The sequence below is a fragment of the Flavobacterium sp. AK-345 genome, assembly GCF_058310175.1.
The window spans coordinates 459,170-472,904 of sequence record NZ_JBZEER010000003.1; the positions used below are offsets into that span (position 1 = coordinate 459,170).

The window sequence follows — 13,735 nt, forward strand, 5'->3', positions numbered from 1 at the left end:
ATTTATTCCAATTCTCTCAACAAAATCTGAACCTCAACATAATCTTCATAATCCTCAGGAATTGTAAGCAGGATTTCTTTACAAGTGTTGTAATTTTTTTGTTTTAATTTAATTAAAGCTAAATTCCACGTTGCTTTATCTTTATAGACCGAAGTTCCTGATTTTAGTTGATTAAAAACATTTTGGGCTTTTATGATTTGATTGTCTTGTAATAATGAAACTCCGTAAAAATATTGAATTTCCGGTGTATGATTTTCTTTCAAAATAGATTCAAAAAGCGGAATTGCTTTTTTATATTCCTTTGAATTAAATGTTGTTTCTGCTTGTTTTAGCGTTGCCTCAACATTGCCTCTTTCTGTAAAATAAGCCGATTCCGGATGATTAAAATCTTCAAAAGAAGGCTTTTGACTATAATTATAAAAAAACAATCCCATCAAAATTACTGCCGCTGCCGCAGCACCATAATACCAAGGTTTTAGTGCAATTACTTTTGGTTTATTGAAATGTTTATCTGAAACTTTTATTAGATTTTCTTTGAAAGCTTCTCTTTCCTGTTCATATCCAAATTTAGTTTCCAGCTGAAGATGTACGTTTTTAAAAGTTTCAAATTCTGAAGCAAATTCAGGATCTTCTGCCAATTGTTTTTCAAAACTATTTTTCTCTCCAACAGTCATTTCATCCTGAAGATATTGATCGAATGTTATGTAACGTTCTTCGTTCATGACTAATTATTTTTTAGCGATTTAAAGTTGTTGTTTTCCTGAATCCATTGTGTTAACTGGCCAATGCACAACGATTTTTTCTTGCGAACATAACCGTATGTTACATTGAGTTTTTCGGCGACTTCTTCCATCGACTTAATGGTAAAACTCAACTTTAATAATTCCTGACATTTGTCTCCCAATTTTAGAAACATAGCATCAAAAAGCTGTTGTTTTTCATTAAATTGTTCGGTCTGCTCTACCAATTCCACTCCGCATTCATTTATAGATCCCACATCTTCATGAATTGTTACCCCTTTATTAGATGTTTTTTTCAATTCGTTGAGCCATTTTCTTTTGCATAACAAGAAAAAGTAAGCATCAAAAGGACAAGTGAGTTCCAGCGTTTTGTTTTTTGCCTGATTAAAAAGCAAAATCATGATTTCCTGAACCACATCCTGAGCATGATCCTGATCGCCGGAATTGTTCTTTATATAAAAGACAACCTTGGGAACGAACTTTTTATAAATCTCCTGAATGATTGCCGAGTTATTAGCCGCAAGTCCTTCGATATATTTTTGATCGGGATGAATTTTGATTTTGCCCATAAAAACAACTTTTAAATAGCTAATGTAAAAATAATCTCAAAATAAATTCTCAATAATGGGGTAACAATTATAAAATCAAGTTGATATAGCAATATAAAACTCTTTTAAAAACAATTAAAAATTAAAAGAAATGGAAAGTTACCAATTAATAAATCAAAAAAATCTGGATCAATTTCATAAAACCCTTTCTTCTAAAATCAGAAACGGTTTTGTGATTATCGAGCATAACGAAAAATTGCCTTATGCCGTTTTATCCAAAGAAAAAAAAGAAATCAATCATCCGTTTCATTTCTTCCTTACAGTTATCACATTCGGAATTTGGTCTGTTGTGTGGATCTGTTTAATTGTTTCGCTTTCGCGGAAAAAAGACATACTAGTCGCACTTGATGAAGACGGAAATTTATTTGAAGAAAAATGTCTTTCGAAATAAATTAAAAATTTAGGGTAACAATTTTTCATCAAAAAACATCTATTACTAAACTATAAAATTAGAAATCATGAAAACAATTAAAACTTTGATATTTTGTTTTGCGGCAACTTTAATAAGCAGCTGTGATAACGACAACAACCCAACAAATAATGTATGTGATACAACTTATGTTTCTACATTAATTACAAATGCTTTTACAGCTGCAAATGGCTATAACGACCTTACAACAATGGATTTGGAAACGCATGAATATACGATCCAGATTAATGCCAATGGAGAAATTTGCAGCGTAGGATATCAAAATCCATCCACTTACACCGGCGGTTATACTATGGAAGTCATCAATACAACTGCAAATACAAGCTATAGCGGAGTACATACTTTTTCGCAAACTACTTTAGATTACCAGTCAATAACGCCTGTATTAGTAAACTCCGGTGATATTATTACCGTTAAAAGAACCATTCTGCCGGGATATACCGCGCTTAACCAAACCGTGGGACGCTTATTGAGAAAATCAAACAATACAACCGTTCCCTATCCTGTTACTCAAGGAAATGCCGTTTTTTTAAGTTCCAACTTTTATGGTGCCGGAGGTCCGGCTCCCGATTTTGCACAACCCTATATTGCATTGGGTTTTAAAGTAAATTAAAATTTAGGGTAACAATTTAAACTCTCAATTGATATATCTACAGAAAATAAATTTTAAAAATAAGGGTAACAATATCAAACCTTAATTGATATAAGAATATAAAAACTATAATTAACCAGAATCTGAAACCACTTGAAATAATCAGGGCAGATTTATAAAAATTAGAAATCATGAACACAAATTTTAAAAAATTAGGACTTTTATGCTTAGCACTATTTTCATTTGTAAGTTGCGACAATAACAGCGACGGCGAAGATAATATTGTTCTTCCGCCAACTTCAGGAGCTTTTAAAAGTATTAGCGAAAAAGGGGTTAAAAGAAATACACAAAATTTTACAGCAACTGCCGGAAATGGTCTGATCACGCTAACTTCTGCAAAAGGAGTAAAATTAAACATTAACGGAGACTGTTTAACCAAAAACGGAAATGCGGTAACCGGAACTATTGAAATTGAATATATTGAACTTTTTGACAAGGGAAACATGCTGGTAACCAACAAACCAACAATGGGAGTTACTGCTGACGGAAAGAAAAACTTATTAATTTCCGGTGGAGAATTCTTCATCAAAGCTACTCAGGGCGGCGTTGAACTTCAAACTTCCTGTACGATGAATTTAATTGTTCCAACTGCTTTAACTGACGGACTTGATAATGCAATGACATTATGGAACGGTGCAATTGACGACAACGGAGAATTGGCCTGGAGAGAAAATAAACCAAATGCTGACGGAAATGGCGGAGGAAAAGGAGGCGTGCAAGGCGAAGGTGCAAATTATTATGTAACATTTGGTAATTTTGGATGGACAAATGTAGACCGTTTTTATAGCGATCCGAGACCTAAAACAACACTTCTTGTTGATGTTCCAGAAGGTTACGACAATGAAAATAGTGCCGTTTATCTTTCTTACGATGGTGAAGGAACAAATGCACTTGCAAAATTGGACACTTATACCCCACAAGGATTATTTAGCGAACATTACGGACAAATTCCAATTGGTTTAGCTTGTCACGTGATTTTTGTAACCGAAGATAATGGTCAATGGCGATATGCAATTAAAGCGGTAACCGTTGCTGCAAACGATATTTATACCTTCACACTTTCCGAAACAACCGTTGGTACCGAAGCGCAACTGGTAGCCGCAATCAATGCTATTCAGTAAGTTAGAAAATACTTTTTAAGAAAAAGTGGTGATTTGCTCATCACTTTTTTTTACATTTAATCCAGTTTTAAAATTAACTCTGATGATTTTCAGAAGCTAATCCTGCTATTCGTTTCAATCTTTTCCTGGCTAAAGAAGCCAGAAAAAGGATTTCCACTACTATCAGGGCTAAAAAATTACCTAGTTATGAAACCACTATCATCTATTCTCTTTATTCTTTTTTCTATAATCTCTTTCTCGCAAACCAAAGTAAAAGACACCATAACCCGAAGAGCTAATATTGGTTTTATCCAGAACGGAAACGCCGTTACTTATAAACCCGAAACACCGCCTTTAATTCCGATTGCTGGTGCGCCAAAACCAAGTTATTCTTATTTATGGGAACTCGGCGACGGTCATTATAGTAAAGAAGCCGAACCCAAACATGTGTATAAAAGCAAAGGAACTTACACCACAAGACTTGCCGTAACCAACAATTATGACAACGGAAAACCTCCGGCAACACGGCCAAAAAAAGTGGCTATAAACGATATTACAGATACCAATTATAAAGACATAGCATCTATCGCAGACCAAAACGGATTTACCATTATCAAAAACTGCGACCCGATTCCAGAACAGGAAATGGTAGTTGTAGTGGGTTATCAAAATCTGGAGAATTATGTATCGGGCGGAAAGCTATATTTGTTTTATAATGAGAAACAATTCAAGAACAATAATTTTGAATTGGTCGATTTTAGAACTTATGCCAACGAACGCGAAGTAAAAGAAAATATCATCGCTTCTGTCAATGATCTTGATGATTCTAAAAATTATCTGGCTTCCGCCGAAAACATTCAGAATCTTAAAAAATACCGAAATACAACTTCTGAAGAAGATCTTGACGCTTCGTTATTAGACGCAAATAAAACGTATCATAATGTTTCGGTTTTAGAATTTGATGATCAAAATCCCGGAGAAACGCACAATGTTTTTTATACTTTTAAAACGACTCCGGAAATGATTAAAGATACGAGCGCAACAGTTACAATGCGTGGAATTTTTGTTCCGAATCGAAGTTATAAAAACCATAAAATAAAAAATCTGGAAATGGAAATCGTAACTTCTCATGATCCAAACAAAATGGGCTCAAACGGAAGTTTTATGAATTACAGATTGGTTCGTTTTAAAAGAGTGAATTTTAAAACCCGTTTTCAAAACAACGGTGAAGGTCCGGCGAGAATGATTCGCTTAGAAACTGATATTCCGGATATGTTCGATAAAAAGACTTTTCAGATCGAAGACATGTATCCAAAGTGTCCGATTTGTCCAAAAGATGAGGTTCCAACTGTTAGTTGCCTTGATACAATTATCAAACAAAAACAGATTTTCTTTACTTTCAAAAACATTTATTTACCCGGAAGCGAACAGAAAAATGTACATGAAAAAGATTCTACAAAAGGTTTTGTAAAATATTCGATGAAGTTTGCGGAAGACTTTCACAAAGTAAAAACCCGAAGCAGAACGGCTATTATTTTCGACAAAAATGAACCTATAATTACCAATTACGCCACTACCCGGTTTTTACCTGGGATTTCGGTTGGCGCAAAAGCAGGTTATAATCTCTATCCTGATCTGGAAAAATCGACGAGTTATTTTGTGGGCGCAACGATTTCTCCTTTTAAATCGTATCGTTTTTATTGGCAGGCTGAATGGCTCAATGCTTTAAACAAATACGATAATGCTATTAATGTCGTCGATCAGATAAACACAAACGCAAACGGAGTGAGACAATTGGTGCGCACAACCACCACAGCAGAAAACAAGAATGTGAATTGGGAAGTTCCAGTTTTAATTCGGTACAACATCAATAATTATATCGGAATTGGTGCGGGAATTCAGGCCAATATAAATGTGTCTGAAGAACAAAATCAAAACATAAAAATCGAAACTTTTGAAGGCGATAAAGAAAACTTTTTAATCAATACAACGACAACATCCAATACGGTAAAAAACTCCTTTGCTGATTTTAAAACTGGATTATTATTTGATTTAACAGCTGGTTTTGCCAGAATCGGACCGAGTTTTGGTGCGCGTTACGTCATCAACTTTGAGCAAGGTTTTAATTATTTTCAGCTTTATGGAATTTGGAAGTTTTAGGAAGTTATTCCTCAGAGATCCACAAAGGTTTTTCGCAGAGATGCGCGGAGATTATTAAATAAATAGCCACGAATTCACGAATTTTCTTCATTAAAAAGAAGAAGAATAATTCGTGAATTCGTGGCGAAAAATTTTAAACAAATGACAAAACTGTATTGCTATATTTTCATGTTCTCAACTCTAATTTTATTTGGACAGAAAACTGTTTCCCAAGAAGATAAAATATACAATTCAATTGATGTTTTTGTGGCAAATCCTTCCGCGAAAGCGTTACAAAATTTAACGAAAACAGAAACTGAGTTTTGGAGAAATCCTAAACCAAAAACCAAAGATGAATTATTAGCAATTGTGGTTTTAAACTGCAACAAAGCGTATTATGAAAACCAATTTGGACAAACCGAAAAAGCGATTGCGAGCTACGAAAAAGCCTGGCAAATTTATCAGAAAAACAAACTGAGCAATTATGACATTATTGAATTTTGCCTGAAACCTTTGGGGAATTTATACACGGTTTTAGGTGATTATGACAGTGCCGAAAACACTATCAAACAATATTTTTTTATTATAAATACTACCAAAAATTATCCTGACGCGGCGAAACAAAAATTTGCAGCGATTTTGAATTTATCGAATGTTTATCAGAGTTCCGGTAAAATTTCTTTGGCGATCGAATTATTAGAGAGTACTTTGAAAACTGAGCAATTATCGAATGGGCAGAAAGGAATTTTACTGAATAATCTTGGGAATAATTATATATTGAGTTCGTCCGGAAATTTAATGCATCCGGAAATTTATCAAAAAGCTGAAAATACTTTTGAGTCGGCGGTTCATTATCTGAAAAATGAAAAAGAGCAATCAGAAACTTTATCTAATTCTTATCGAAATCTGGCAAATCTTAATAGGCAAAGACAACAATTTGAAGTCGCCGATTCGTATTTAGCAAAAGCTGAAAAGCTGTTTTTTCAAACTCAAAACCAACAGCCACGAAAAGTAGCAAAACTCTATTATGAAAAAGCTTTATTGCTTTTTGATGAGCGAAAATATGATGAAAGTGAAAAACAGATTTCTGCAGTTTTTAAAATTCTAATTCCCAACTATTCTTCAAAAAACATTTTTCCCAATCAAGATCAATTGTATGCTGAAACGGTTTTAATTGATGTTTTAGATTTACAAGCAGAAATTCTATTCAAACAAAATCATCCAAAAAAAACTCTTGACGCCTTTAAACTTTCTTTTTATATCGAAGATCTTTTGATGAATGGATTAATTTATGAAAATTCTAAAATTATAACCCAAATCAGAGCTCGCAATCGTACCGAAAAATGTCTTTTGATTTATGATCGATTGTATCAGGAAGACAGTAAAATACAATATTTAAACGACGCTTTTCAATTGGCCGAAAAAACAAAATCCGGAATTTTAAAAGGTTATCGTTCAAATATTAAAGACGCTTCCGCGAAAGAAAAACAAATTATACAGCAATTTCAGAATGTCAATAACACTATTATAAAAGAACAGCAAAAAGGCGATTTAGCTAATATTTCAAAAATAAATCAGCTTATAAAAAAGCAAAATGAATTGATGCTTTTGCTGAAAAATATTCAATCTGAAAACCCGGATTATATTCCTGAAAATATTGATTTAAAAGGATTGTTTTCAAAATTGGAGAAAGACAAAGCCGTTTTGGTTTATTATTTTATCGGAAATGAAAATTTGTTTTATTTCACTTTACAAAACAACAGAATCAATTTTAGACATATTTATACCGCACACAGATCTATGATTGAAATTGTAAAATTTATTGATTATTTCAGTTCTGCAGGCGCGATTACAAATGATATTTCGGGATATAATTATTATGGAAAAAGAGTTTATGATTTGTTGAAATTACCTTCAAATGTCATCTATAAAAACCTCATCATTGTTCCTGACGGAATTTTGAATTTTCTTCCTTTTGAAGCTTTGATTACCACAGAATCAAAAACAACAAATTTTGCCAAAATGCATTATTTATTAAATGATTTTAAGATTGGTTATAATACTTCGGCGAGTTTTTATTTAAATTCAAAACCCATTTCAAACTCAGAAAAAACGGTTTTAGGGATTTTTCCGGTTTTTGAAAAGACGGCTTATGAATTGAGTTATTCTAAGAAAGAATTAGAATCTATACAATCGAATTTCAAAGGAAAATATTTAGAAAATTCTGCTGCAACTTTTTCTAATTTTAAAAAAAATGCAAACCAATATTCGATTTTGCACTTAAGCACACATGCTTCTTCGGGCGATATTGAAACTCCGGCCAGCATTAAATTTTATGATCAGGAAATATTGTATTCTGAATTGTATAATCTCAATATAAATCCGGATTTAGTGGTTTTAAGTGCCTGCGAAACCGGAATTGGAAAATTATACAAAGCTGAAGGCGCGATGAGCGTTGCAAGAGGTTTTCAGTTTGCGGGCGCGCAGAATTTATTGTTTTCGCTGTGGAAAGTCAACGATTATACAACATCGGTTTTTATGACTAATTTTTATAAAAACATTAAAAATGATGTTCCGTATTTTGAAGCAAATACGAATGCAAAACTTGATTTTCTAAACGATAAATCGATTCCCAATGCGAAGAAATCACCTTATTATTGGAGTTCTTTTGTGTATTATGGTTCTATTTCTGCTGAAGAAAAAGCAACAAATTATATCTTTTACATCATTAGTTTATTGACGGTAATTGGCTTATTTTTGGTTTTCAATCATTACCGAAAATGGAAAATCTTCACGAAGTTCTCAAAAAAGAGAAATACAAAAAAATAAAATTCAAAGTTACTAAAACGCAGCATCTTCTAATAAAAGCCAAAATAAATGGCGTTTCAGGAAGTTTTATTTTAGATACCGGAGCTTCGAACACCTGCATTGGTTTCGAAAGTATAGAACGTTTTGAAATTTCATCAAAAAAATCAAAAACAAAAGCTTCAGGGGCCGGCGGAACAGGAATGAAAACGGAAGTTTCTGCCCATAATAATTTACAAATCGGAAGCTGGAAAAACACTGATTTTGGTTTGGTAATTTTTGATCTTTCTCATGTAAATGAGGCTCTGGAATCTTATAAAGCGAAACCTGTTCATGGCATTATTGGTGCCGATGTTTTACTTGAAGGCAAGGCGATTATCGATTATTTTAATCATTATGTTTATTTAAAATAAGACTGCCTTTTTTGTATATATTTGTTAAAACAAATTAACAAACCTATACGTATGAAAAAAACTCTACTTTTTTTCTTTCTTCTTATTACCACTATTTTTTATGCCCAGGTAACTTCTATTACCATTTGCTCAAGCGAACCTTTTGATTTGACTTCGCTAAAAAATGATTTTATTGGTAATTTAGATCCTGCCGAAACAAACGTTACTTATTTTTTAAGTCTTGATGATGCATTAAATAATACGAATATAATTGCAAATCCGACGCAGTATATTGGTGCAATAGGCCCGTCAAAAATTTACGGTCGAATTGATTATAACGGAACTATTTCAACAGATTATTTTAATCTGATGACTTTTGAGTCTTTAAAGATAACAGCTTCACATACCCCAATAATATGCAGTGAAGAAACCTCTTCGCTGACCATAAATGCCTCAGGAGGAATAGGTTCATATCAATATTCAATAAACGGAGGTCCTTTTACCAGCAATAATTATTACAAATATTTACTCTCCGGAACTTACCATATAAAAGTAAAAGATGGCAGCCAAATGTGCATTGCTTCAATTGACCACGTTATTACTGCTCCTGCAACTTTCACTGCAACATCAATAACAGTAAATCAAAACACAACCATTACCCCGACAGGTGGTACAGAACCATATCTATATTCTTTAGATGGGGCTACTTATCAAGCAAGTAATGTTTTTTTAGATTTACCTGTTGGTTTTCAGCCCATATATGTAAGAGATGCTAGAGGGTGTAGTGTTTTTACTACCATTGTTGTTGGGGATTCTGAATTTCCCTTAAGCTCTGGAGGAATGACGCTAAAACATGTAACCTGCTGGGGAAATGCTGCGATTCGTGCTTTTGGTTATGGAGGTCACCCTCCTTATTTGTATTCACTAAATGGAGGAATAACATTTCAAACAAGCGATACTTTTGACAATTTAAGTGCGGGAACTTATCCTATTGCTATAAAGGATAGCGAAAATACAATCGTTAATAATCTTGCAATCGAATTACTCCCATATATCCCTGTAAACTGTACTACTATTGTCACAAATACGTCAAGCTGTATAAATAATGGAGGTATCAACATTGTTGCAAATGGAGGACAAATCCCTCATTATTATTCAATTGATGGTGGAACAACTTTTTCTGCAGAAAATACTTTTTCTGATTTACCTGCAGGGAATTACACTGTGTTAGTGAAAGATAGTAATGATTGTATTTCTCCGGCAATTACAACCAAAATACAACAAGCTTCACCATTATCTGCCACAGCTTTACATACGGAGTTATTGTGCGCCAAAGATAAAACATCACTAACTATTAATGCTGTTGGAGGAGAAGCTCCGTATCAATATGCTATTAATAATAGCATATACTCAGTTAAGAATGCTTACACTGATCTTAGTCCTGGAACATATCAAATTAAGGTAAAAGATGCTGTTGGTTGTATCGCTACTTTCGAACATATCATTGTACAACCAACACCTATATATCCTAATATTATTATAGAAGGTCAAACTGTAACTTTAAATGGCCAGGCAGGAACTGCTCCTTATGAATATTCTGTTGATAGTGCTGCTTTTCAAGCTGGCAATGTTTTTACAAATTTGTCTTCCGGAATTCACATTGTAAGAATTAAAGATTCAAAAGGATGTGAATCTTATGATTTTAGTATTACCATTGAAGACCAAAAACCTTTAGCTTCTGCTGTTGCAATAACTAAAGAGATGGACTGTTTAAGTAATGCATCTATAGCTGTAAATGCAACTGGTGGAAAACCTCCATATTTATATTCCATAAATGGTGGGGCAAATTATTTTTCATCAAATATTTTTTCTGACCTAACGGCTAATACTTATACGGTCAAAGTTCAGGATGCAGATCATAATTCGACGACAAATACTGTTGTTATAAATCCTCCTATTATTCCAATAATAACAGTAGCCAAAACAGATGTTCGTTGTAATGGCAGTAACAATGGCTCAATAAAAACTACTGTAATTACAGGTTCTGCCCCATATCTATACTCATTAAATGGGTATCAATTTCAACCAACAGATACTTTTAACAACTTATCTTCAGGTGTGTATAATGTAACTGTGAAAGATAAGAACGGTTGTATGGCAATTGCATCTATTACTATTGCTGAGCCGACACTTTTAACTGCAACTGTTTCAACTTTTGAGCAAAGTATAGCTACTAATGCATTGGGAGGAAATCCACCTTATTCTTATTCTTTGGAAAAAGAAGGAATAATAGTCGCTGCACCTCAAAGCAATAATACGTTTACTAATTTACCAACAGGAATTTATAGTGTAAAAATTGCAGACGCTAATTCTTGCACTTTATTATCCTCTGAAATATATGTAGCACCACCACCGACACTTTTAGCTACTGTTGTTACAAATGCTGTTAATTGCTTTCAGCCGACAGGAACAATAACAATAAATGCAACCGGCGGAATTGCTCCTTATTTATATTCGATAAATAATGGAAATAATTATGTACCCTCAAATGTCTTCTCAAATTTATCTGCAGGTACTTATATAATAAAAGTTAAAGATACCCAGAACGCTACAACTACCCTTGCAGCTACTATAAGTCCTTCTTTAGCAGCAACTGCTGTTGTTATGAAAGGTATAGATTGTGTTAGCAATGGTTCAATAAATGTTACTGCAGCCGGAGGAAGTGGCAATTATCAATATTCTTTAAATGGAGGTTCTTTTCAGGCTTCGAACATTTTTAATAATTTAACTGCAGGAACCTATCATTTTACGATCAAAGATTCTAATAATTGTACTGTTCTTACAAATGATATTATATTACTACAGCCTGTTCCATTGACTGCCACAATTAGTTATCAACCAATTACCGATTGTTCAACTAACCCCATTACCTATATATCAATTAGTGGTGTTGGTGGTACGGCTCCATATCAGTATTCAATCAATAATTACGATTATCAGTCAAGTGGTTCATATGGAGGTGTTTTTCCAGGAACGCATATTATTAAAGTTAAAGATGCAAATGGATGTGTATATACAACACCATTAATAATAGCATCTCCTACATCGTTACTAGCAACAGCAACAGTTAACAAAGCTACTGAATGTGGTGTTAAAGACTCTGTAACTATTACTGCAACTGGAGGTCAGGCACCATATACTTATTCTTTTACTGGTGGCGTTTCTTTTATTAACGCAAATACATCAAGTGATTTAATAGCTGGAAATCATACCGTATTTGTAAAAGACAGCAATGGGTGCAATTACACAACATATGTTACTGTAGAACAATCTATCCTATCAGCAACAACTACAACAGATGTTTATAATAAAACAATAAGGGTTAATGTTACGGGAGGCAAAACTCCATATAAATATACGCTCAAGAAAAATTCAGAAATTATTATAGGTTCTCAAAATGAGAATATTTTCAATAACGTAGCATTTGGAAGTTATGTTGTAGAAGTTACAGATGCAAATGGATGTGTAGTTTCTTCCGATACTGAATTATATTCACCTTTAATCATATCAGCAGTTATTACCAGACCAACAGCTATCGAAAATTTTGGTACAATAAAGGTAGTTGCCACAGGTGGCTTAGCTCCGTATAAGTATTCAATAAACGGAGACAATTATACAGCAAACAATATATTCACTAATCTGGTACCGGGTATATATATAATAGACGTAAGAGATAGTTCAAATAATATAAGTTCATTATATGTTGTGATAGAACCTCTTAATCCATTAACAGCAACAATAGCAAATACAAACATAAGCTGCTACGGAAGTCAGGACGGTGCAATTGTAGCAAATGCATCTGGAGGATTAGCTCCTTACATTTATTCTCTTTATAATAATGGAATTCAAATTACTGCTAATTCTAGTATGAATTCGTTTTCTAATTTACCCGCTGGTTCTTATAAAGTAAAAATTGATGATTCTGCTGGTTACACCTTTCTATCAAATAATATATTTATATCACAACCTGCGACATTAATGGTTTCATCCGCTACTGTAGAAAATCAAACAATAACGGTTACTACAACTGGTGGAAACGGATTATATGAGTATAGTTTTGATGGAGCTTCTTTTCAATCGAGTAATATTTTCAATAGTGTACCTTATGGAATTCATGAAATATATGTAAGAGATCAAAATGGATGTGCTGCAGTAATGTCTGTTAATTTAGACCCGCCGGCACCCTCAATAGAAGGTAAAAATTCGCTGGCTATAGAATTTACTCCAGGACAAACTTTAGCAGATCTTGTTGTAGAGGGTCAAAACATTAAATGGTACAGCAACCCAAATTCCTTATCTGGTAAAACAAATAAAACTACTGAAACAACTTTGCCTTTAACAACGGTTTTAGTTAATGGAACAACATATTATGCCTCACAAACCATTAATGGAATTGAAAGTAAGGAACGCCTTGCTGTTACAACAAAAGCAAAAGGTACTCTTTCTAATCCTGATTTTGTTTTACCTGATTTCACTTATTATCCAAATCCGGTGCAGCATACTTTAAGTATTCATAATACTTCAAATATTGATGAGGTTGAAATATTCTCTGTTTCAGGAAAATCTATTTTAACTAATAAAATAAACAGTGATCATTCTGAAATTGATTTATCACATGTTTCATCAGGATTTTATTTCTTAAAAGTAACATCTGAAGGAAAGACAAAAACAATAAAAATTGTGAAGAAATAACAAAGTTTAAATTCTAATAAAGAAATTCCAAATTTGAGAACTTCTTATAAATTAAAAATCCCAAACTCCTTAATTGGAATTTGGGATTTTTTGTTTGTATAAAATTCAATTTCCTTT

At 33.2% G+C, this 13,735-nt stretch carries 9 protein-coding genes; 7 read left to right on the top strand and 2 right to left on the bottom strand.

All coding sequences use genetic code 11. The annotated features are described in order from the left end of the window. Positions 1-2: 2 nt before the first annotated feature. Positions 3-722 carry a tetratricopeptide repeat protein gene (locus AC4FQ3_RS08895; protein WP_491181625.1) on the bottom strand — a complete coding sequence of 240 codons (720 nt, stop codon included), beginning with the start codon at positions 720-722 and terminating at the stop codon, positions 3-5. A gap of 2 nt (positions 723-724) precedes the next feature. Beyond that, positions 725-1,309 carry an RNA polymerase sigma factor gene (locus AC4FQ3_RS08900; protein ID WP_042563286.1) on the bottom strand — a complete coding sequence of 195 codons (585 nt, stop codon included), beginning with the start codon at positions 1,307-1,309 and terminating at the stop codon, positions 725-727. 130 nt (positions 1,310-1,439) lie between these two features. On the opposite strand from AC4FQ3_RS08900, the gene AC4FQ3_RS08905 reads away from it, so the two are divergent. The 7 genes from AC4FQ3_RS08905 to AC4FQ3_RS08935 all read left to right on the top strand — a co-directional run bounded on the left by AC4FQ3_RS08905 (position 1,440) and on the right by AC4FQ3_RS08935 (position 13,618). Further along, positions 1,440-1,739 (top strand): hypothetical protein, encoded by a 300-nt coding sequence (locus AC4FQ3_RS08905; RefSeq protein WP_042563285.1) that lies wholly within the window; start codon positions 1,440-1,442, stop codon positions 1,737-1,739. A gap of 67 nt (positions 1,740-1,806) precedes the next feature. Beyond that, complete coding sequence (locus tag AC4FQ3_RS08910; protein ID WP_491181626.1) at positions 1,807-2,391, top strand: hypothetical protein; 585 nt, start codon at positions 1,807-1,809, stop codon at positions 2,389-2,391. A gap of 170 nt (positions 2,392-2,561) precedes the next feature. Further along, complete coding sequence (locus AC4FQ3_RS08915) at positions 2,562-3,551, top strand: hypothetical protein (protein ID WP_491181627.1); 990 nt, start codon at positions 2,562-2,564, stop codon at positions 3,549-3,551. Between the two features lie 186 nt (positions 3,552-3,737). Further along, on the top strand, positions 3,738-5,690 hold the full coding sequence (locus tag AC4FQ3_RS08920; RefSeq protein WP_491181628.1) for a PKD domain-containing protein: 1,953 nt from the start codon (positions 3,738-3,740) through the stop codon (positions 5,688-5,690). A 141-nt stretch (positions 5,691-5,831) separates the two neighbouring features. Next, the gene (locus AC4FQ3_RS08925; RefSeq protein ID WP_491181629.1) at positions 5,832-8,498 is read left to right on the top strand and encodes a CHAT domain-containing protein; all 2,667 of its coding nucleotides are present in this window, start codon (positions 5,832-5,834) and stop codon (positions 8,496-8,498) included. Then, positions 8,450-8,887, top strand: a complete 438-nt coding sequence (locus AC4FQ3_RS08930; protein ID WP_491181630.1) for a retropepsin-like aspartic protease — start codon at positions 8,450-8,452, stop codon at positions 8,885-8,887. Before AC4FQ3_RS08925 ends, AC4FQ3_RS08930 begins: the two co-directional genes overlap by 49 nt. Positions 8,888-8,938: 51 nt before the next feature. Then, on the top strand, positions 8,939-13,618 hold the full coding sequence (locus tag AC4FQ3_RS08935; RefSeq protein WP_491181631.1) for a T9SS type A sorting domain-containing protein: 4,680 nt from the start codon (positions 8,939-8,941) through the stop codon (positions 13,616-13,618). Positions 13,619-13,735: the final 117 nt, after the last annotated feature.

Coding starts and splice junctions, on each gene's coding strand:
- AC4FQ3_RS08895 (WP_491181625.1), bottom strand. CDS start 722: ATGAACGAAGAACGTTACATAACATTCGATCAATATCTTCAGGATGAA.
- AC4FQ3_RS08900 (WP_042563286.1), bottom strand. CDS start 1,309: ATGGGCAAAATCAAAATTCATCCCGATCAAAAATATATCGAAGGACTT.
- AC4FQ3_RS08905 (WP_042563285.1), top strand. CDS start 1,440: ATGGAAAGTTACCAATTAATAAATCAAAAAAATCTGGATCAATTTCAT.
- AC4FQ3_RS08910 (WP_491181626.1), top strand. CDS start 1,807: ATGAAAACAATTAAAACTTTGATATTTTGTTTTGCGGCAACTTTAATA.
- AC4FQ3_RS08915 (WP_491181627.1), top strand. CDS start 2,562: ATGAACACAAATTTTAAAAAATTAGGACTTTTATGCTTAGCACTATTT.
- AC4FQ3_RS08920 (WP_491181628.1), top strand. CDS start 3,738: ATGAAACCACTATCATCTATTCTCTTTATTCTTTTTTCTATAATCTCT.
- AC4FQ3_RS08925 (WP_491181629.1), top strand. CDS start 5,832: ATGACAAAACTGTATTGCTATATTTTCATGTTCTCAACTCTAATTTTA.
- AC4FQ3_RS08930 (WP_491181630.1), top strand. CDS start 8,450: ATGGAAAATCTTCACGAAGTTCTCAAAAAAGAGAAATACAAAAAAATA.
- AC4FQ3_RS08935 (WP_491181631.1), top strand. CDS start 8,939: ATGAAAAAAACTCTACTTTTTTTCTTTCTTCTTATTACCACTATTTTT.